Genomic DNA, 22,092 nt, shown 5'->3' with positions numbered 1-22,092 from the left:
TCCTATTCACGAACACAAAAAATACTGGGCCGAGTGCTACGGAACTGCACCTTTTTTGCCTACCAGTAGAAAGGAGATGGATGCTCTTGGATGGGATAGCTGTGACATTATTATTGTAACTGGTGATGCTTATGTCGATCACCCGAGCTTTGGTATGGCTATCATTGGTCGCCTTCTTGAAGCTCAAGGATTCCGCGTGGGCATTATTGCGCAACCAAAATGGGACAATAAAGATGCCTTCATGAAGCTAGGTAAACCTAACCTATTCTTCGGCATTACAGCGGGTAACATGGACTCCATGATCAACCGCTACACCTCTGATCGCAAATTACGTCACGATGATGCTTACACTCCTAACAATGAAGGGGGTAAGCGTCCTGACCGTGCAACTCTGGTTTACTCTCAACGTTGTCGCGAAGCCTACAAAGGCACGCCAATCGTGCTTGGTGGTATTGAAGCAAGTTTGCGCCGTGTTGCTCACTACGACTACTGGTCAGATAAAGTTCGTCGTTCCGTACTGTTCGATGCGAAAGCAGACATCCTTCTTTTTGGTAATGCAGAGCGCGCGCTAGTTGAAGTGGCACACCGTATTGCTGACGGCGAAGACATGTCTACGCTGACCAATATCCGTGGTACTGCAATTAATATCGCTGCAGCCCCTGAAGGCTTCAAGATCATCGACTCTTCTCGTATCGAAAAGCCGAACAAAGCTTACGTTCCAGTGAATCCATATGAAGTGGAAACTCAATGTGATACCAAGAAGGACGAAGAGCCAAAAGCAGAACCAATCGTCATTCGTCCATCTCGCCACGACTCAAAAACAACCGCTATTCGTATACCTGCGTTTGAAAAGCTGATAAACGACCGTATTTTGTATGCACACGCTAGTCGTATTTTACACCTAGAAACCAACCCACACTCAGGCCGAGCACTCATTCAGCGCCATGGCGACCGTGAGTTATGGGTTAACCAAGCACCGATTCCTCTAACAACGGAAGAGATGGACCACGTATTTGGCCTGTCTTACGCTCGAGTTCCGCACCCAATGTACGGCAAAGCGAAGATCCCAGCATACGACATGATTAAGACATCAATTAACATCATGCGTGGTTGTTTTGGTGGGTGCTCATTCTGCTCGATTACCGAACACGAAGGCCGTATTATTCAAAACCGTTCGAAAGAATCGATTTTGGAAGAGATTGAAGACATCAAAGACAAAGTGCCAGGGTTTACCGGCACAATTTCTGACTTGGGTGGTCCGACAGCCAACATGTATCGCTTAGGTTGTTCGATTCCTAAGGCTGAAGCAACTTGTCGTCGACCTTCATGCGTATTCCCTAAGATTTGTGACAAGTTAAACACCGACCATAAACACACGATCGATTTGTATCGTTCTGCAAGAAAGATCAAGGGCGTTAAGAAGATCATGATCGCTTCTGGTGTTCGTTACGACCTAGCAATTGAATCTCCAGAATACGTTCGTGAGCTTGTAACTCACCACGTAGGTGGTTACTTGAAGATTGCTCCTGAGCATACTGAAAAAGGTCCACTGGATCTGATGATGAAACCAGGCATGGGCACTTATGATCGCTTCAAAGAAATGTTCGAGAAGTACAGCGCTGAAGCTGGCAAGAAACAGTACCTAATTCCTTACTTCATCTCGGCTCACCCGGGCACAGAAGATGAAGATATGCTTAACCTTGCAATGTGGCTGAAAAAGCACAACTACGAGTGTGACCAAGTACAGAACTTCTACCCATCGCCAATGTGTAATGCAACGTCGATGTACTACTCAGAGACCAATCCTCTGAAGCGCGTGAAATATAAGAAACGTGAAGATGTTCCTGTGCCGAAAGGCGATCGTCAACGTCGTCTGCATAAAGCACTACTCCGTTACCATGATCCGGAAAACTGGAAGATCATCCGTGAAGCGCTGATCAGCATGGGTAAAAAGCACCTAATTGGTGACAAAGCAAACTGTCTAGTACCAGAAGAAGATTTTGAAGCTCAGACACCGGCACAGCGTCGTAAGTCTGGTCGTCACGGTTCACAGCGCTTTGCGACTAAACACAGTAAGTCTCAGCCAGGTCTTGGTGGCGAAAGCCCACGCAACCACAAGCCAGGTGGCAATAAACCTAAACCGGGCGGCAAGAAGCCAACGGGTAACCAAGGTAATGCTAACAGCAGCAACAACCAAAACGCTGGTGGTAACAACAATGGTAACGGTCGTAAACTAGCGACTGGCTTCATTAAAAAAGGTCCAGGTGGTCAGCAATCGCAAGGTAATGGCGGTGGAAACAGCAAACCAAACCGTAACAAAGCGAGTAATGGTCAAGGTGGTAAACCTGCGAGTAACGGCAAGAATCGCCAACGCGCAGCACAACGTTAATATAGCGAACCCATTGACTTCGCTATGATAAAAACACAAAGCGCAGCTATTTAGCTGCGCTTTTTTATTTTTGCCAACTCATCAAAAGTCTCACTGACTTGTCTAACGAGTAAACACCCAATACTGGCTAAATAGGTAATTGGTGACCATTCCGACCAGAGTCCCCACTGCCATTGCGATAAAAACAGATCCGATAAATGTAGGAAGTGATTCCGTCATCAGCTTAAAGCACAGCAAATTAGGTACCGCCGATATCGATGCGGTAAACATGAACTTTTGCCACTGAATCAGCTTCTCAGACCAATGACCTCGCCCTTTATATTCAAAAGTCAGTATACGATTACCCAACCACGTCGTCGTTGCAGCAGCAATAAAGGAGCCAATTCGTGCAACCATTAAAGGCAGCCCAACAACATAATGCAGCAATGCAAAAACCAAGCAATCAACAACAAACCAAGCAATCAACAACAAACCCACCAACACCAACTACAGCAAATCGAACCATCTTGTGGTGGGACTGTAGTCTTTGGCTATGTGTTTGAAGCTTGTCATTGAACATTCGTAGCCTTGAGTTAGCGCTGAACATCATTTTCACTTTCAATATGATTCAACGAAAAATTTGGTGTGTTGCTCTGGTTATGGCAGCTGAACAAAGCACGCTTAATCTTGACCGTCGGTTCCAGAATACACGTTAATGCGTTCTCTTTGATCTTAATTTCCACTTCCGCTTTATGGCCGATCAAATAGAATTTATCGATGCCATTTAGTTGCTCGATATCAAGAAGCTTTTTCGCTTGCCCATGACTGTAAAATTGCCCTGAGAATGGTCGTTTACCCACATAAAAACTTGGCGCAGAATCCATAATCTGTTCAAAAATAATACGGTCACTTTTCTCGTTCGCCTTACCTAGGTTCAGGTAAACCATAGCAATCATCAGTAACACAGGTAGCACCAAAGCCACACTCGAAAACCACTTCTTATCTTTTTCCACCACAAGTATAGCAACCAGCATCCCAAGAGCTGGAATCCCCGGCAGTACGTACGCAGGGAGAATATTGCCCGCCATAGTGAAAAGAAGCAGTGGCGAAATCAACCAACAGACAAGGAATGAAAACAACCCACTATTCTCAGCGTTAATTTCCACAATTTTCTTGCGACGAGCGAAAGTTAAAATAGGTAATACAATCGACCACGGCGCAGCAGCCTGAATCCAGAACACCCAGATCATGCCTCTGGTTTCATCATGAGCAGAACCGTATAAATCGCCCTCCCAACCACTCACAACAAAACGCTTAAAGTGTTCGCCTACGATAAAGTAATCAATAAAGCCTGGAGTTGCCATTTCAGCCATAATGTACCAAGGCAAGGCAATCGCCAGCATGACACCTAAACCTGACAACAGTGGAAAGCGTTGCCACAACACTTTAAAAGCCCCAGACAAGCCATGTTGTAATACTAACCAAGGGAAAACTGCGATACCCATGATCACAATCGCAACTGGCCCTTTTGCAAGCAGGCCCAACGCCAAGCCTACAAATCCAACGTAACCCCATATTTTATTGGTTCTCTCACTTCCTTCGGCTTTACAGTCTTCTCCACCGAGCCAACATAAATAAAAGCCCAGCATCGCGATAGTCATGGCTAACGTTAACGCCATGTCGGTCATCACAGCACCCGCGGCGATAGAGAAAATTCCACATGTCGCCAATACAACAGCCGCCACTAAGGCACTTTGCCCCTTGCGCTTCGCCATATACGCGACTAATAGAATCGTCGCGAAACCTGCTAACCAATGCGGAGCACGTACCGCAAACTCACTCAAGCCAAACAACTCAATACCGATAGCGCTCATCCATGTGAACAACGGTGGCTTACCCCAAAAAGGAATACCGTAATCAAACTGAGGGGTTAACCAATTACCAGTTTCTACCATCAAGCGCGCCATTTCTCCATAGCGCGCTTCAGTGGTATCCATTAACGGATAAGTCGCCAAAGATAAGAGCCTTAAAACCAGTGCAAAAGCCAACAAATACCATAGGTGCGTTCTGTTCAGGCTCATGCTGATTCCTCTAATTTAAAATGTGTTTTCAATGCGGGCGTATCGACCACCGATTGGATCAGGTACAAAGGACGATTCTTGGTTTCGATGAAAATACGACCTATGTACTCCCCCATTAAGCCAATACTCAACAGTTGAATGCCGCCAAGAGCAAGTTGCACGACCATCATTGACGGATAACCCATGATTGGTTCACCAAACATCATGGTTTTGAATACGATGAAAACGCCATACACAAAAGCAGTAAGAGCTACTAAACCACCAACGGCCGTCGCAATACGCAATGGTCGGATAGAGAATGATGTGATGCCATCCATCGCCAAGCCAATCAACTTCAAGTAGTTCCACTTGGTTTCACCGCAGAAGCGAGCATCGCGCTTAAACTGAATCGTTGCTTGTCGAAAGCCCGGCCAAGAAAAGATGCCTTTCATGTAACGGTTACGTTCAGGTAGTTGGTTAATATGGTCGACAACCTCTCGGCTTAACAGTCGAAAATCACCCACATTTTCTGGAACATCAATCTTCGCAGCCACATTCATTAGTTTGTAAAAGCTCGCTGCTGAAAACGTCTTAAACCACGTTTCACCATCACGCTGGCTGCGCTGCATATTGACTACATCATAGCCTTCACGCCATTTAGCGATCATTTGCGGGATAAGCTCAGGCGGATCTTGTAAGTCTGCATCTAGCAGAATCACCGCTTGTCCACGGCAATGCTCAAGACCAGCGCTCATCGCTGACTCTTTACCAAAGTTGCGGCTTAAACCAATCACCGAGATTGAGCTATTGATTGAAGTGAATGAACTCACCAAGTCCAAGCTGTTGTCTTTGCTGCCATCGTCAACATAAACAATCTCACTCGTAATCGGTAAGCTATCGAGAACTTTAGTGAGGCGAGAATGAAACACTTCTAACACCTCTTGTTCATCGTAAAACGGTACAATGAGCGATAGTGAGACAGTGGGATTAATCCGTGATGTGGAGATTTTAGGGCGGCTAATATGAAGTTCAGACATAATACGTTCTTCTATTTTTTAATCTGAAGCCAATCTACCCTCCCACAAGTGAAAGTTATGTTATTGACATATTTTTCACGCTCACTCAGGATAATGTTACCGTCTATTTCTGTATGAGAATCAAAATGAAACGAGTTCTATTAGTCGAAGATAACCGTGAAATCGCAGGTGTCTTGTTTGATTATTTTGAGTGTATTGGCATGGAGCTCGACTACGCGGACAATGGTGAACTTGGCTTGCAACTCGCGTTGGAAAACTCATTTGATATCATCATATTGGATCTGATGTTGCCAAGAATGGACGGCCTCACGGTTTGTAATAAACTGCGAGACCAAGGCAACGCGACACCTATTTTGATGCTGACCGCGCTAGATAGCCGCGATGATATGTTGAAAGGGTTTGAGCATGGTGCCGATGACTATCTAACCAAACCTTTTGATTTGGATATTTTGGAAGCCAGAATGAACGCACTAGTTCGTCGTTACCGCGGAAAAGTAGCCTCTTCAAAACTTCAGTTCGGTGAACTCACCATCGACCAAAAAACCCGTAAAGCTTACCGCCAAGACAAGCTTCTTGCGCTAAACCCAACCACTTACACCATACTTGAGATGCTCTGCCAAAACGCACCGGAAGTGGTGACTCGTGAAGATATCTCCTACAAATTATGGGAAGAAGATGAACCCAATAATGATGTGCTGCGCAGTCACATCTATCAATTACGAAATCAACTCGACAAGCCTTTTGACAATCAGATGTTGATTACGGTTCCTAAAATAGGATTCCGCTTGGAGTCATCGAATTGATTTCCAACTTTCTGACAAGCACTAAAACCCTCACCGGCCGCTTAGCTGTTTTCTTTGGGCTAATGGCCGTGATTGTGTCTGCGTTCGTCTATGTGGTTTTTGTTGCCGCGCTCTACATGTCTGAAGATCGAGTCGGTGAAAGACGCATCTTGATTGACCGCAATTACGCCGTCGGATTATTCCAAGCCGGAGAAAGTGGTGAGTTAAGAATTGATGACCTGACCGTCGCCTATAACGATCCGTCATTCGTACCTCCCGAATATTATAAGCTCATTGCAAATAAAGAGAGCTTTCTCGGAGAGATCGGCGAAGAGCCAGAGTCACGAATGGTCTATGTAGGTGAATATTCTGACAAAGGAAAAACCCACCCAATAATCCTACTTTCCGAAATAGACCGTGTTGAATTTGCTATTTCTGAACTTGTGTACGCGACCGCCTTCGTGCTCACGTTACTTTCTATCTTAATTTTTAGTTTTGGTGCTCTGCTCTATCGACTGTCAAAACGACTGATTGAGCCATTCAACTCTTTGTCTGAGCAGCTTGAATCGAATAAGCTCAACCTCAACGAAGAGTTTGGTGTGAGTGATGATGCGGCAGTTGAATTTCGTCAGCTAACAGATCAACTGAATCAGTATCGTCGAGAGATCAACTCCTTGCTCAAGCGTGAACAAGCCTTTGCTCGATACTCCAGCCATGAGTTAAGAACACCACTAACTGTTGCTCGTGGTGCGAATAAATTGCTATTAAGAAGCGAAACAACGGAATTTCAATCTCGTCAGGTCGAACGCATTGATGAAGCCATTATCCAGATGTCAGAAATGGTCGATGCCCTGCTCGGTTTAGTCCGTTATGAAAGAAACAGTGACGATGCACCGCTGCGTTTGTTTAGTCAGCAAGAGTTGGAAGCTATCGTTTCCAAGAATTCATTACAAGCAGATGAGAAGCAAGTCGAGATATCCCTTCACATTCAATCTGAGCCTATAATTCAAGCCACAAGCGCGATAATGAACATGTTGGTCGGAAACTTGTTGAGAAATGCCATTGCAGCGACCAATAGTGGCACTGTCACGGTTACCCTGTCCGAACAGAGTATTGTGATTGAAGACCAAGGCGAAGGCCTTCAGGAACAGTACAACCCAAACGGTCATGGATTAGGTTTATTGATTGTCGACGACTTGTGCCAACGCTTCCATTGGGAGTTTGAGTTGGTCAATCGCAACTCTGGAGGGTGCACTGCAAGAATCGCCTTTCAGACAGATTCCTCCTTATCCACATTAAAGCAAGCAAACTCATAATACGAAGCTCAATACCCGATGAAAACTTGATTTAGTTGGTTTACAGCGCTCGCTAGCTACTAGATACTCAGTAGTCCTTTTTGATTTAAAAATGCTGGCTCTGAGTCAGCATTTTGTCTAAGTGCGATGAAACTAAATAATAGCCCTGTAACTCAGCATCAATACAACGATCACACCTTTTTCTTAAAGCGAGACGATAAGCTTCACTCCCACTTTTGCGGCAATAAAGCCAGAAAGTTCATGAAACTACTCGAAGACGATCACCCAAACACCACCACTCTAATAAGCTATGGGTCCGCTCAAGCTAACTCCTTGTTCTCGCTAGCCGCACTTGCAAAAATCAAAGGCTGGAAGCTTGAGTTTTACGTCGACCACCTTCCTCAATGGCTACAAGAACGTCCAATCGGCAATTACCGTGGCGCTGTAGACCTTGGGGCTAAGGTTATCTCAATCAAAGAAACAGGCTCTGATCTTCATCCACAACAATATATTGAGCAAATAAGACAGCCAGATTCTCATTGCATTGTATTGCCTGAAGGTGGGCGTTCTCAGCTTTCTGAATATGGCGTGAAGCAACTGGCGATGGAAATACTCAGCTGGACGCGCTTCGAAAACAAGCACGATTTCGTGGTTGCACTGCCAGCAGGCACCGGCAGTACTGCTCTCTATCTTCATAAGCATTTAAAAGTGCACAACATTCCGGTGTTAACCTGTGCGTGTGTGGGTGGTAATGAGTACTTAACGCAACAATTCAATGAACTTGGTGAGACCGATCACCCGCAGATTTTAACGTTCAAGGCCAAGCACCACTTTGGTAAGTTGTATCAACAGGATTATCAAACTTGGTTAGATCTACAAGAGCAAACCGACATTGAATTTGACCTGCTCTATGACCCTTTGATGTGGCAATGCTTGGAACAATGGCAACAAGACAACCCAACCAAAACCGTCATCTATATCCATCAAGGCGGCATCTTAGGCAATGAATCGATGTTGCCACGCTATCAGCGTAAGTATCCGGATATGTGTATCAGCAATAGCGACGGGCATTGGTGATCGCCTGTTGTGACTCTCTAGACAAACCTCAGCCACTCGCTAGTTTTACATGTCACTGCCCTCCATTGCAGTGGCTACTTGTATACGCTTCTATCGCCTATTATTAATTTTGAGTCCGTTGCAATTAAAGGTAACGACAAATACTCAAATCATCTACTTTTATGTTGGTATCACAGTTACTCACGACGCTTGCCAAGATCTTTCCAGAGCCACATGCCATTGTCCAACCTAATGTTCCATGGCCCGTATTGGTAAACAGATTCTTAATCGGAGTTTTACCGATAATAGGCGTGCCATCCGGCGTCATTGGCCTTAATCCAGTCCAGTATTCAGCCTTAGAAAAGTCACCCGCTTGTGGGAAAAGATCTTTTATCACCATATCGATCGTGGCTTTGCGTTTTTCAGGGATAAGATAATTAAAACCCGCAAGCTCTGCCGTACCCGCAATACGAATTCGGTCATCAAAACGAGTCATCGCTACTTTGTAGGTTTCATCCATAACAGTCGAGGTTGGTGACTTATCTGCATTCGCAATCGGTAGTGTTAACGAATACCCTTTCACTGGATACACAGGAATAGACAAGTCCACTTGCTTAAGCAAGTCTCGAGAATAACTGCCCGATGCGACCACGTAAGCGTCCGCTTTAAACTCGCCTTGAGTCGTTGTAATACTCTCAATGGTTTGATTCTGATAATTGAGCTTGACCACTTCTGTATCAAACACGAACTGAACACCGAGTTGCTTGGCTTTCTCAGTCAAGGTTAAACAGAACTGATGACAATCACCGGTTTCATCATGAGGTAAGTATAAGCCGCCCACCAGCTTGTCTTTAACGTCCGCTAAACCCGACTCCACTGACAGACACTGGTCAACATCAAACAGCGAGTGCTCGATCCCACTCTCTTTCAACAGCTTCATATCTTGCTGAATAGCATCGAGTTGCTTCTCGCTTCTGAATACTTGCAAGGTGCCTTTCTGCCTGCCCTCATAAGCCAAATCTTCACTGGTTCTTAGATGAGTGAGACACTCTCGACTGAAGTTTGCCACTCTTAACATGCGTGACTTATTCATGGCGTACTTGGCTTCGTTACAGTTGGCCAGCATCTTAGTCGCCCAAGCAACTAATTCCGGAGAAAGTGACGGTTTCACTTTTAGAGGCGCATGCTCTTGGGTAAGCCACTTCATCGCTTTCAATGGGATACCCGGTGCTGCCCATGGTGAAGAATAGCCATAAGAGATTTGCCCTGCATTCGCAAAACTGGTTTCTTTACCACTGCTATCTTGACGATCAATAACTGTGACCGAGTGACCTTCCTTCGCCAGGTACCAAGCACTAGTCAATCCAATAACACCACTGCCAATTACAATAACTTCCATTCTCTTCCCCTAATGCCCGACAAAACCAAAACCTTTCGAACACAGCTGTCAGTCTAAAACTCGTTTCGTTAATAATTTGTAACTTATTCCGCGCATGTTGACTTAACAATAGAGGGGGTGTTGATAAAAACTCAATTCGACTTAAAAACGAATTCGGTAGTTTGGAACTGTGATATTGGCGGTATTTGGACGCTTAGAAGGAGTCGCTAAGTAAATCTACTATTCTTAGATATTGTAAGCGTCATGACTCAAGAAAGTGGCGTTTTCAAGTAAGAAATCTAACAAGGTTTCGGCCTGTAGCGTGAGTGCGCGGCCTTTTAAAGATTGAACCTTAACCGTCGCCTTCGATAGCATCTCCAACTCGGTCGCAACCACTTCAATCTGTCCTGACTTTATCTCATCGATCACCGTGAGCTTAGGCATAAAGGTTACACCCAACCCTGCTGAGACAAAGTTAGTCAGTGCAGTGACCGAATTGGTTTGAAGCTTCGGCTGCAAGGTAAGATGGGAAATTTGTTCGGCCTGCTTTACCAGCCTCCCCATACCGGTCGAGTTATCGATCAAGGCAAGAGACGCTTCTTGAATATCTTGCATTACCACTGGTGCTTCTTTCATCGTAAGGAAGTGCCCCTTCGGAGCAATCAATTCGAGCGGATGGCTACGTTCAACATGTGAGTGCAGTTTAGGGTGCGGTGCAGAAGCATAAGTAATCGCGAAATCGATCTGTTGATCTTCCAACATCTTGACTGCATCCAATGCACCAGCAATCTCAATAGAAAGATTGATATCAGGATAACGAGTCATGAAGGTTTGCATCGGCTTTGACACCAAGTTGGTAATAAACCCTTCACCGATGGCAATACTGACATTACCTCCTTTGAGGTTTTTGAGCTTGGTTAGTCGAGCAAGCACTGCAGCCTCTCCACGAACAATAGAACGGTAGTAATGCAACAGTTCATTACCCGCCTCAGTCAACAGTGATTGTCGGTTGTTGCGCTCCCATACTTTCATTTCCGCTTGCGCTTCGAGCTGTGTCAGCATTCTGCTCATTGCAGCAGGGTCAACATTCATCATCTTGGATGCCTTACGCAATGAGCCATACTTAGACAACGCGTTTAAATACTCAAGAGCGCGGATATTAAAGTGATGCATTCAACTTCCTTTTGATTCGGCTGACACTAGATCAAGCGTCTCACAAATTGGCTGCGAACATGTATCCCATTTTATCAAGAACGTGTTTACACTTACTAACTTGTGCACCGAGTCACTTCAAAGCAGCTAAAGGCTCATGCTCGTTTATTCGACCTACTCTTGATAAACAGATGGAAAGAGCTTAGAGAGCCCTGTTTGAAACCGCTTAACGAAACATTTTCGATGACAGGGCATCTGTGTGATTCTGCTTTCACTTGAGTAATACCAATCACAGTAAACAAGTGGTCATAAATAGCTCAGGAAGACGTGATAACTAGGCAAAGGACTTTGGGCTAGAGATAGAGATAGAGATAGAGATAGAGATAGAGATAGAATATAGGTGCTCTAAAACGAGAAAACCCCAGCATTTCTGCTAGGGTTTTGAATAGTGGTGGAAGGATGGGGATTTGAACCCCAGATACGCTATAAACGTATACTCGCTTTCCAGGCGAGCGCCTTAAGCCACTCAGCCATCCTTCCACAAATTGTGCGTTGAACTTGTCACTCAACGAGGCGCTACTTTATTGATTCTGCTCGCTTTGGTCAAGAGGCATTATCAAAAAAAGTGCCTTTTTCAGTTTGTTCGATTACAAATTAACTCATTAGATCAAAAACAAACCAAATTTCATTCAATCGTTGTACTTACGCTTGTTGCTTTTCTTATGCTTGTTGATAGTAGCCCGGAACTCTAAACCATTTACGGCACATATCTAAGAAATAACCGTACAGCACGCCCATACCACATGAGATAACAGCGTTACTGGTTACAGCCGTAACAATCTGGTCGCTTGAAGCACCAACTGCCAATAAAATACCGGCATACACAGGTGACTGGAATAACACGTACGCCACCAAGTCAGACAAGTTTTTCATCAATGAGCTTTGTGAAAGCTTTGCGCCGTTACGCAAGAACCAATCACGAAAGACTCCATAAGGCCAAGCGATAGCTATGTTTACCGGAATAGATAACGTTCGAGAAGCAAGAGACTGCTCAAACGTCATACCAGAAATAAACACTTCAACGATCATGCCAGAAATAAAACAGAAAACAACCATAGCGAATGTATCCGCAGCTGCGTTTCGAATACAGAATGGACCACGAGACTTCATTGACGACAAACCTAAAATATATCACTACTTAATTAGTGATTTAGCAACACATAAACAAGGCGAGCTCACACCCGGCCAGATAATGTCACTATTAAATCACAAGATAAGCAGTCATAGATTCCAAATTAAAAATGAAGTTGTAAATTAACAACCAAAAACCACTTTAAAAGCAGTTACTTCCACCAGCAAAACCCAAAGCGGTCAAATAATGAGCGATTCACCATTGCATTTCCGTAATTAAACAACAGTTATGCCATAGGAAGACTTACAGTAATCACATTTATGATCTCTTGATCAGGAAGAGAGCCGAGAGAAACCTGCTCTAAGGCTTTATCAACTTGATCTGTGAGTTCTGCATTTTTCATAGGTTCAGCATGAACACGCAATCTCTCTAAGGCTGACTTAATCAGCCCTAAGTTATTATCTTCGAGCGCTACGTACAGTGTGACGAGTAGCTCTTCGGTGTTATCTTTGTTTCGCAGATCAGGTTTAGGTAATGACTCACTTTTATTTTTTGAATCGTGTTTTTCTACGTCCAGGCTATCAATATCATGAGTTTTTACTTCGTGATATTGGTAAAGCTTGTTCGAATAGCGGAACAACGCATCATCCAGTTCACGCTCATCAATTGGCTTGGCAATAATATAATCCACACCCGCACCAAGCATACGTTCGCGGGTCTCTTTAAAGACATCAGCCGTACAACCAAACACCAGTACCGATGATATCTCGCCTATCAAAGCTCGAATCGCAGTAGTTGATTCAACGCCGTCCATCACTGGCATATGATTATCCATCAAGACCAAATCAAAGCGCTCGGCCACCACTGCTTGTATCGCAAGTTCACCATTTTCGACGCACTTACAAGTGAAGCCTTTACTGCTCATGAAGGTTTCAATGATGACGGTATTGGTTCGGTTATCCTCGACAATCAGGACCTTCAAACCAGAGTAATCTAACTTTTTATGCGGTAAGCTCTCTATTTCACCAGGCTGGCAAGGCTTAATCTTCAAGCGAACATCGAAGCTTGTGCCTATCCCTTCTTCACTGGTGACGCTAATACTGCCATCCATCAGCTGAGCAATTTTCTTTACAATCGCTAATCCAAGACCAGTACCGCCAAAGCGTCTTGTCGTCGAAGACTCAGCTTGTTCAAAGGGTTTAAAAATACGTTTTTGTGCTTCTTTAGATATCCCAATTCCGGTGTCGCGAACTCGAATACTAAGGTAGGTGTCACTCCCCTCTACGACTTCTTTAAGGTACACCTCGACAAAGCCTCGAGAGGTAAACTTGACGGCGTTGTTTAACAGGTTAAACAAAATTTGGCGAAGGCGTGCTTTGTCTGAGAAGTACCAACGGCCAGAAGGCACTTCGGAGTACACCTTGAATTGAAGCCCTTTCTCGGAAGACAATGTGTAATAAACACTGTTGATACTGCCAATGATTGAATCAAGCGGGAATCGTGTTTCATCGAGATCTAATCGGCCCTGCTCTATCTTTGAAAAGTCCAAGATCTCATTGAGTAACGTCATCATGTGATCACCCGAGTCATACAGGCTCTTAAGATGCTTCTCTTGCTCAGTACTCAAAGGGGTTTTTAGTAAGATCTGAGCCGTTCCCAATACACCATTCATCGGGGTACGAATTTCGTGTGACAAGGTCGCAAGAAAGGCCGTTTTGGCATTGGTTGATGCTTGAGCTTTAACCTTCTCAGCTTCGAGATAGATGGTTTTTTCATTGAAGGTTTTGATTAAGTGACCGATTTCATCATCACTAGAGTAGTCAACATCAATGATCTCGCCCGCTTTAGAACTATCAACTTGGGCGGCAATCGTTGTGATTGGGCTTATCAAATAGCGGTTCAGTAAGTAATAACCTGCCATGACACACAATAACAACAGCGGCACAATACCGCCTTCAACGCTCATTACCTGACGAAACACTTCGTCTGCTACTCGTGATTTTGAGTTGACGACATCCACTTGCCATCCAAACCCTCCAAATTGGTTACTACTAATATAAATCCCATCAACGAGATTGAAGTTATGAGAAACCAACACTTGGTTGAGTTTGTCTCTTAACGTAATACCAAGGTTGTACTCTTCCGCGTGGTTCTTAATAAAGCCCAGTAACTCTTCAAGCGAGAGATCCACCGTCGCGACACCAGCAAAGGTACCATCGTAATAGTAAGGTGAAGAGGCCGTGATCATTTGAACATGTGTATATGGATCAATATACACATTACTCCATGCAATGATTCCCTGCTCTTTGTTTACTACAGAGGTATACCAGTATTCGTTTTGATAAGGTGTATTTTTGGGGTTGTTATAAGAAGATAGCTGATCAACCTCTCCATCATCAGCTTTGTTGAAAAAATAACTGTTAAGGATTTTATTAGGATTCAATGTATGTGGTTCTGGCCAAATACCGGCGCTGACGATTGTGTCATCGCTCGCCGCCAACATTGACTTAATAAATAGCGGTATGACATCAGCATCGCGGCGTTGTGCCTGAGCGAAACCAACTAAACTATCAACAAAACCTTCAGAATTACTGAGGGGCTCTGTAATCAACTCCGATAACAGTTGTGTACGTAAGTCGAGGTTTTGCTGCAACTTAGCGCGCACAGGTGATTCTACGACGTAATACGTCACACTGCCGACAATGGCGATGAACATTGCGAGGTATACACCAAGCGCTACCATACTTTTTTTCTTAAGAGACGACCGTATTTGCATAATTATCTTGTTATTTTCTTTTCTGTTTAACCTAGTGTTTATCACTAATGACATCAAGCGTTTTTAGATTGAAGCTTGATTGGCGCAAGTTCATTGGTACTATAAGCGCAAATATGTTCCCTTTTACGGTACCTCACTTTGACTTTACAAGATATTCTTGCGCTTCCAGAGTTGGAAGGAAAGCTAATCACAGAACACAAAACCATGGGCTTTGTCACTGCAATGGCAGCCGCTCCAAATGTGTTAACCCCTCATGAATGGCTACCGTTCCTTTGGGGTGGCGAAGAAGTCGCACCTTTTACTGACGGTGAACAGCTGGAAAGCTACATTGAAGTTATCATCGCGCTTTGGAACAAAACCCGCCCAGAACTGATCGAAGGTACTTGGGTATGGCCTGAAGCTTGTCAATTAGATGATGCAGAAGTTGTAAATACAGCAGCTCGCGATTTTTGTGAAGGCTTACTTCAAGGCTGGCAGATAGCCCGTGATGATTGGGAAACACTGATGCCCGAAGACAGCGAAGACAACGCATTGGTCGGCGGCGTGTTGCTTTCACTAAGCATGCTTTACGACCCAGAAACTTCCATTGCTACGCTTGCTGAGCAAGGCATTGAAGGTCTCGAGCAATTTGAAGAGATCTTTAACGCTGTGCCTGTGATGCTTTGCGGGTTAACGCAACGCGGTATCGCATTAGCCGAAGCTCAATAATTTTCCATTATCTCTAAAGCGAGAGATATAAGAGAAATAAGCTACGCTATATCGAACGATAGTAAGAAGGCCTCACAATGGGGCCTTCTTTCGTTTCAGGCGACACTAAATAGACGTCTAAAAGCCTTTCCAATCGAAATGATCAATTCGCTCATCGGCAATGTAAAACAACTTAGTGCCGCTGCTGACAACTTGATCTAACTCCGGATTAAGCTCTATACCACTCCCCGTATCAATCGCGATCAGCGTTGCTTTATACTTCTCTTTAAATACAGAGAAAATAGGCGCGACGGTTACAGGTTCGACATCTTTAGGGTAATACGTCGAATACTGTGTCATACCTCTGGTTGAGCTTAAAAGCTCTTGATGAAGTGCACTTGAACCGGGATCAACCGCAGCTTTAGCCAGCATTTCGGCACCCACTGCCGGAATACATTCAGAGTTTGGGCAATGTTGATGCAATAAATCGCTCAACGCCTCGTCTTTAAAGTAAACCAAAAGGTGGGCTTGAGGGTTTCGGTTCGCACAATAAAGCGCTGCAGATAGTGTTATGTCGTCTTCAGGATTATCAATAAGAATACAGCTAGCTGACTCAATACCCGTTTTCTCCATCTCTTTGCCATCGGTGTAGCTGTTTACCTTAACGAAATTGATCTCACCGGGTAACGGATTTTCGATATCTGAACGCGTACATAATACGATTGGTCGCTTGCCCGTTTCTTCATGTTGCAGCATACGGATGAGATGAATGGTTCTTTGTTCATTCCACCCCAACATCAAAATGTGGTTTTCCACTCTAACTCTCCTTTTACCTAACAAGCCCGCTCGCCAATATTCAACACCTTCTGTTGCCACCTTACCCAGTAAAGCAGCGAAAAGGCTGAGTCCTCCTGGAATAACAAACAGAATAACAATCCATCGACCCACTTCCGTCGTCGGGGACAAATCGCCATAACCAACCGTAGAAGCCGTCACGACTAAATAGTATGCAAATGTAGTAAACGAGTTGGTTAAGTCCGTTTCACCCGCTAAATACAATGTCGACCATGATAAAAACACGTAGCCGAGGAAAGTAAACAGTAGGTTTTTACCATTCAAAACAAAGATATTCGCTTTGACCCAACGTTTGAGTTGTAACCAGATTATCATTAGAGCCTCTAATCCATTTCTCTTAGTTACATGCTAGAAAAAATAAATGATATCAACAAGATGTATCTTAAGAAAAAGGCACATGAGCCCAAAATAATGCCAATAGTCCACATTTAGGTACAAAAAGACTTAGAAATATATACAAACAATTTCTTGGATCAAATCAAGCTTGGCGAGGTTCGCGTACCAATGTATAAACTTTACCTTGCTTAAAAAAGAAATACACACAGAGATTTAGTGCTTCGCCAAACGCCTTTTCTCCGCGTTCACACAGTTGAAAATGTGCCTCGCCTTTATCCATATCGACACTCATTAGCTTCGAGTCGCTGAACTCTAAATAGGTCTTAACATAGGGATAGATGGCTTTAAAAATACTTTCCTTAGCAGAGAACACTAAGGTGACAAACCATTGGATGGGAAGGTGAGTCCTGGCTAAGTGCTTTATTTCTTGAGGGCTAACAAACATAGGCATGAGTGACATAACCTGGTTTTCGTTGATGAGCTCTTCAACATCCAAACCAACAAGGCTCACGTCACTTAATGAACTGACCGTCGCTACCGCTAGATCATCGGTATGAGAAATGCTTCCAATCCAACCCTCGGGCCAAACCGGTGATCGGTGTTCACCGATGGGCAGTTCGAGGCAATCACACCCTTCAATGCGTAATGCGTGCAATGCCGCCCTGCGACCGGCAATAAACTCCGCTTTTCGTTTAGTTACTGCACGCTTCATTTCATTTGGTAACGCGACGTCAAGTTCTTGAAAAAGGCAATCTGTATACCTTTGTCGTTCAAAGTGGTACTGCCAAACCTTAATATTTTGCGAGCCAAAGGTGAGCAATTGCAAACCTGACAAAAAAGTCATACGAGTTACTTCCCCAGAGGCACAATCAATGGAGTATGACTTACAGGATCATCAATAATAACGCTATCTAAGCCAAATACTTGCTTAACGAGTTTGGCGTCAATTAAAGACTTAGGTTCGCCTTGCGCGACAATTTCTCCACCAGCAAATGCAATCAGGTGATCCGCATAACGACAGGCTTGATTCAAATCATGCAGCACGGCAACGATAGTGTGTTTTTTTTCTCTATTGAGGCTACGGAACAACTCCAACAAATCAATCTGGTGTGCGACGTCCAAATAAGTTGTCGGCTCATCAAGTAACACTATCGGTGTCTTTTGTGCTAATACCATGGCGATCCAAACTCGTTGTTTCTGACCTCCTGAAAGTTCATCGACCTGCCTCTCGGCCAAATCGGTGACACCAGTATCTTCCATCGCTTGGAAGACCGCCTCTTGATCATCTAAGCTCCACTGCTTAAACAGTTTTTGATGCGGGTAACGACCTCTTGCCACCAAATCAACGACTCGAATCCCTTCAGGAGCTTGTGAGCTTTGCGGCAGTAACCCTAACTCTCTCGCCAACTCTTTAGCTGGCACCTTTTGAATATTCTGACCATCAAGACAAATTTCACCTTGAGAAGGTTTCAACAAGCGGCACAAGCTTCTCAATAAGGTAGACTTTCCGCATCCGTTGGGTCCGACAATGACCGTAAATTTACCTTCAGGAATATGAAGTTCGAGATTGTCACAAATAACGCGATTCTCGTATGCAAGTTTAAGGTTATTTCCGTTTAGTCGAGACGTAATGTTGGATTTAACCGGTGTCGATAGGCTCATAAACTTCTGATTCATTTAAGTTAAACAATATCCCCTAAGTAACCTGTAGCTATTTGCTTATTTAGCTAATTAGCTGTTTGATTACTTAACTCATTAGCTCTAGCTATTCAGTTACTTAGGAAAGCGCAGCATCAAGAATAGACTTGATGCTGCTCAAGGTTACGCATGGTTTCTTGGACGAGTAATCTACCTACGGTTTTATAACATTGCGGGGTCAACCACGCGGTCTTTGATTGCTTCGAGCAACTGATCACCCTTTGAGCTCAAAGCAAATTCTGCAAACAGAGCTCTTAGTGTGTCACACAGAAGATCAACCTGAGCTTGACTGTAGTTTTCAGTAAGGTAGCTCATCATTACACGTAGCACCTGCTCATCATTGACGGTTTCTTCTAACACTTCGAACTGAAGTCCTAAACCAGATTCGCTTCGATCTGAATCAACCTGCTGGAAGTTGATTTTGTCACCATTAGACAATTCGAAAGCACCACTAAATTTACTTTTAGCATGAAGTTGAATGAAGACTTCAAACATGTGCCCGTCCACATCGGGATCCCCCCCAACCAAACCTTCTTCAATAAGGTCGATAGGAATATCTCCATATGGCATAGAATCATTAATCGTATGTTTCACTTGGGCTACCAGTTCAGCCACCGTACGGACGCGTTCAAAATTCACTAAATGCGCCACTACGGTGGTGAAGTAACCTATCGTGTCGTAATACTCAACGTCTTGTCGGCCCGAAGCCGAGGTTCCTACTATGAGCTTATTGGGTGCACCAACAGCATTTAGTGCCGCAGCAATAGACGCATAGACGACATTGAATAAAGATGCGCTTTGCTGCTTGGCAAGTGCATATAACCCATCCCTTACGTTATCTTCAATTTCAACGATAACCCAACCACCTTTAGGCCCTTGAGGATCCGCTTTCTCTGATAAAGGGTGATTCTTAGGGAATATAGGAGTAGACCAAGGCACATCTTTTAGATTATCCAACCAATAATCGAGGTGCTTCTGATGTGTTCCAGAACCTCTCTGCATACGAGCATACTCGTGCATTGGAAGAGCTTCATGTCTCCATTCCGGTGATTGACCTTGAACGCGCAGTTTATAAGCTAAATTAAGCTCATCCATCATCAAATTCACTGACCATTCATCTTGAACAATATGGTGGAACAAGAAGGACAAGAACTGCTGCCCCGTATCCTTGCAACGGATGAATCTTACTCGAAGAGGGAACTCATTCTCTAAATCAAAGGGATGGATTGCCTCTTGTTTAAGAAACTCATCCCTATCTTCGATTTCACATTCATCTGAAGTCCAAAACCATTTGTAATTGCCGATGTCACTGACATCAACCACTTGTTGGCATGGATTACCATCATGTTCATAAAAATGGCTTCTTAGAGTGGCATGACGAACTAGAATATCGCGGCAAGCTTCCCCAAAAGCCACTTCATCCAATTCATCGAAAAAGCGTAAAACAAACGGCAAGTTAAAAATCGTATTGAGTCCAAATTTGGCGTATTTGGGAATCGCCTTCCACAGAGAATTCTGAGCGAGTGACAATGGAGCAAGCGAAGAACCAACATCGGAAAGAGATGCCGAAGACTCAAGAAACTCGGTACTTTTCGGCACAGCTTGTTCGGCAAGCGATTGAGCCGTCGGGTTGCCAAAAAGATCATTAATGCTGATTTCAATACCATGGTGAGTCAGTAATCGACCAATAACTCGAGTTGCAATCAATGAGTGCCCTCCGAAGTCAAAGAAATCGTCCGTTGCGGTCATCGTATCCGAAGCTAAAGCCTCTTTAAACTCAGCCAAAATGAGTTCGGCAGTAGAATTTATCTCAGAAACGGGACTTGATGCTTCAACTGATGCCGGCATAACCGTGGGATTTATTGGCTTAGCGTGCTTAGCCAGTTCAGTCGCAGTTCGGTAGGTGAATAAGTCTTCAATGCTCACTTCAATCCCATGGTCCTTCAACAAGCGACCAATGACTCGAGTACCAATAAGCGAATGACCACCAAAATCAAAGAAGTCATCGTCTTTGTTCATGCTTTCTATAGAAAGTGCATCTCTAAATTCAGCGAGTATTGTCTTTTCAAAAATTGAAACTGGCTCGGCATTTTCATTCACCAAAGGTGCTGCTTTTACATCCTGCTTTGCCAATGCAGGTTTAGTGACTTTTTGACCATCAATGTACGCAATAAATTGCTCAAATAGAAACGCTCCTAAGTGAGGAGAAACCGTTGCCCCCGTAACTAACTCAAATGACAGGGCACCTTGTCGGTTAATGCCAACCGCAAGAGAGATTTCAAACTTCGGATGAAGCGGTGCAGTCGGTAATTTCACAGCCTCAACATCATCAAGTGACAAATAGTCAGCCGGATCTACAAGCCAAGTCACTAAAGCTGCTGATTGAGAAAACTCTGTTGACTCGATGGTCTGAGACTGAGCAGCGGTTAGCCTCATAGTAAGGTCGCCAACAGCTTGGCCTAAGTCTGAAATTGGCTGCCCTAAACAGAGATAAGTCAAACCAGTCTCAATCATCGCGCCACTAATTTCTCGATTTTTCTGACTGATATCAACCGGCATGAACACATCAAGACTATCGAGATCATTAGACTCGGTGATGTAACGAGCGAACAGCACCGCAGTAGCTGCGAGGATTTCTACTTCGTTCATCGTCCTACCAAGGCGATTCTCGAAGGTCTCTCTTTGAATAGAAGTCGTAAACTTACGTGGTACTGATGCTTGTAAATACGAACAAACATTTTCACTGACACCGGTTTGTACTAAGTCAATATCCTGTGTAGAACGCTTAATCCATGGCAAACAAGATGTCGAAAGAGCTTCAAGCTTTTGAATTGGCGTGAAACCTCCTATCTTTGTGGGCTGCTTTCTCTGCTCTATGGTGCAAAGGCCATGATTATATAAAGCACTCACAACTTCGAATATTTCTTTCCAGCACACTTCACCACTCAAAATTTGGTGAGAAACTACACCTAACACCACATCTTGCTCTGCGCAAATGTAAACCGTAAATTGGATTCCTGACTGAGATTCCAGCGCTATAGGGGTTGATTGATTAGCTTGCAGGTGGGAAATAGCATCTTGAACTGAATCAACAGCTTCAATATTAATCGTCTGAGAAAATTCATTACCGTGAAATTTAACTAAACCTGCATCCTCATCAAATTGATAACAAACATTAAGGGATGGGACGAATTGAGAAAGTTTACTCAACGAAGAAACCAAGCGACCAATGTTGACTTCCCCTGCTAGACGGTAAGCAGCTGAGTATTGAGCAGAATCTTCATGCTGCTGATGGTGCATCCAAACTCGTTCTTCAAAATCTGTCACTGCGTTGCCAAATCCACTCTTTTCCTTCGAGTGATGCGAGTTAAATATCATGTTCCTTTCTCCTGTCTGAAAGAATTCAGAACTGTCCTTTTTGAAGCTAAAGCTGCCTTTAAAGTACAAGTATTCTGGGGGAGGCTCTAAGCTCTACGCTTA

At 44.1% G+C, this 22,092-nt stretch carries 15 protein-coding genes, 1 tRNA gene and 1 pseudogene; 5 read left to right on the top strand and 12 right to left on the bottom strand.

Annotated elements, in window-relative coordinates:
- Nucleotides 1-76 precede the first annotated feature (76 nt).
- Nucleotides 77-2,389, top strand: a complete 2,313-nt coding sequence (locus Q5H80_RS05455) for a YgiQ family radical SAM protein (RefSeq protein WP_304569380.1) — start codon at nt 77-79, stop codon at nt 2,387-2,389.
- A 102-nt stretch (nt 2,390-2,491) separates the two neighbouring features.
- Here the strand turns inward: Q5H80_RS05455 and Q5H80_RS05450 are convergent.
- The 3 genes and pseudogenes from Q5H80_RS05450 to Q5H80_RS05440 all read right to left on the bottom strand — a co-directional run bounded on the left by Q5H80_RS05450 (nt 2,492) and on the right by Q5H80_RS05440 (nt 5,465).
- A pseudogene (locus Q5H80_RS05450) lies at nt 2,492-2,975 on the bottom strand (GtrA family protein).
- Nucleotides 2,962-4,449 carry a glycosyltransferase family 39 protein gene (locus tag Q5H80_RS05445; protein ID WP_304569142.1) on the bottom strand — a complete coding sequence of 496 codons (1,488 nt, stop codon included), beginning with the start codon at nt 4,447-4,449 and terminating at the stop codon, nt 2,962-2,964. Before Q5H80_RS05445 ends, Q5H80_RS05450 begins: the two are co-directional and overlap by 14 nt.
- On the bottom strand, nt 4,446-5,465 hold the full coding sequence (locus tag Q5H80_RS05440; RefSeq protein WP_304569141.1) for a glycosyltransferase family 2 protein: 1,020 nt from the start codon (nt 5,463-5,465) through the stop codon (nt 4,446-4,448). Before Q5H80_RS05440 ends, Q5H80_RS05445 begins: the two co-directional genes overlap by 4 nt.
- A 125-nt stretch (nt 5,466-5,590) precedes the next feature.
- On the opposite strand from Q5H80_RS05440, the gene Q5H80_RS05435 reads away from it, so the two are divergent.
- The 3 genes from Q5H80_RS05435 to Q5H80_RS05425 all read left to right on the top strand — a co-directional run bounded on the left by Q5H80_RS05435 (nt 5,591) and on the right by Q5H80_RS05425 (nt 8,619).
- Nucleotides 5,591-6,268, top strand: a complete 678-nt coding sequence (locus tag Q5H80_RS05435) for a response regulator transcription factor (RefSeq protein WP_304569140.1) — start codon at nt 5,591-5,593, stop codon at nt 6,266-6,268.
- A complete protein-coding gene (locus tag Q5H80_RS05430; protein WP_304569139.1) occupies nt 6,265-7,563 on the top strand; it encodes a HAMP domain-containing sensor histidine kinase in 1,299 nt (432 codons plus the stop codon). The genes Q5H80_RS05435 and Q5H80_RS05430 overlap by 4 nt, the downstream gene beginning before the upstream one ends.
- A gap of 126 nt (nt 7,564-7,689) precedes the next feature.
- Nucleotides 7,690-8,619: a pyridoxal-phosphate dependent enzyme gene (locus tag Q5H80_RS05425; RefSeq protein ID WP_304569138.1), complete on the top strand. Its 930-nt coding sequence runs from the start codon at nt 7,690-7,692 to the stop codon at nt 8,617-8,619.
- Nucleotides 8,620-8,743: 124 nt separating this feature from the next.
- On the opposite strand, the gene Q5H80_RS05420 is transcribed toward Q5H80_RS05425, so the two are convergent.
- From Q5H80_RS05420 to Q5H80_RS05400, 5 genes are all read right to left on the bottom strand, one after another.
- On the bottom strand, nt 8,744-9,997 hold the full coding sequence (locus tag Q5H80_RS05420) for a D-amino acid dehydrogenase (protein WP_304569137.1): 1,254 nt from the start codon (nt 9,995-9,997) through the stop codon (nt 8,744-8,746).
- Between the two features lie 225 nt (nt 9,998-10,222).
- Complete coding sequence (locus Q5H80_RS05415; RefSeq protein ID WP_304569136.1) at nt 10,223-11,149, bottom strand: LysR family transcriptional regulator; 927 nt, start codon at nt 11,147-11,149, stop codon at nt 10,223-10,225.
- A 428-nt stretch (nt 11,150-11,577) separates the two neighbouring features.
- Nucleotides 11,578-11,668 (bottom strand) — tRNA-Ser (locus Q5H80_RS05410).
- A gap of 180 nt (nt 11,669-11,848) precedes the next feature.
- Nucleotides 11,849-12,298: an L-alanine exporter AlaE gene (locus Q5H80_RS05405; protein WP_009846408.1), complete on the bottom strand. Its 450-nt coding sequence runs from the start codon at nt 12,296-12,298 to the stop codon at nt 11,849-11,851.
- A gap of 248 nt (nt 12,299-12,546) precedes the next feature.
- The gene (locus Q5H80_RS05400; RefSeq protein ID WP_304569379.1) at nt 12,547-15,003 is read right to left on the bottom strand and encodes a hybrid sensor histidine kinase/response regulator; all 2,457 of its coding nucleotides are present in this window, start codon (nt 15,001-15,003) and stop codon (nt 12,547-12,549) included.
- Nucleotides 15,004-15,174: 171 nt separating this feature from the next.
- On the opposite strand from Q5H80_RS05400, the gene Q5H80_RS05395 reads away from it, so the two are divergent.
- The gene (locus Q5H80_RS05395; protein WP_009846406.1) at nt 15,175-15,744 is read left to right on the top strand and encodes a UPF0149 family protein; all 570 of its coding nucleotides are present in this window, start codon (nt 15,175-15,177) and stop codon (nt 15,742-15,744) included.
- Between the two features lie 117 nt (nt 15,745-15,861).
- Here the strand turns inward: Q5H80_RS05395 and Q5H80_RS05390 are convergent, their stop codons facing one another.
- The 4 genes from Q5H80_RS05390 to Q5H80_RS05375 all read right to left on the bottom strand — a co-directional run bounded on the left by Q5H80_RS05390 (nt 15,862) and on the right by Q5H80_RS05375 (nt 21,990).
- Nucleotides 15,862-16,893, bottom strand: a complete 1,032-nt coding sequence (locus Q5H80_RS05390) for a potassium channel family protein (RefSeq protein ID WP_304569135.1) — start codon at nt 16,891-16,893, stop codon at nt 15,862-15,864.
- A 163-nt stretch (nt 16,894-17,056) separates the two neighbouring features.
- Nucleotides 17,057-17,758: a 4'-phosphopantetheinyl transferase gene (locus tag Q5H80_RS05385; protein ID WP_304569134.1), complete on the bottom strand. Its 702-nt coding sequence runs from the start codon at nt 17,756-17,758 to the stop codon at nt 17,057-17,059.
- A gap of 5 nt (nt 17,759-17,763) precedes the next feature.
- Nucleotides 17,764-18,576 (bottom strand): ABC transporter ATP-binding protein, encoded by an 813-nt coding sequence (locus Q5H80_RS05380; RefSeq protein WP_304569378.1) that lies wholly within the window; start codon nt 18,574-18,576, stop codon nt 17,764-17,766.
- Nucleotides 18,577-18,774: 198 nt separating this feature from the next.
- A complete protein-coding gene (locus Q5H80_RS05375; protein ID WP_304569133.1) occupies nt 18,775-21,990 on the bottom strand; it encodes a condensation domain-containing protein in 3,216 nt (1,071 codons plus the stop codon).
- Nucleotides 21,991-22,092: the final 102 nt, after the last annotated feature.

Source organism: Vibrio sp. SNU_ST1 (assembly GCF_030563405.1).
GTDB lineage: Bacteria > Pseudomonadota > Gammaproteobacteria > Enterobacterales > Vibrionaceae > Vibrio.
The sequence above is the reverse complement of the archived record's forward strand: the minus strand, read 5'-3'. Positions and strand labels throughout refer to the sequence as shown.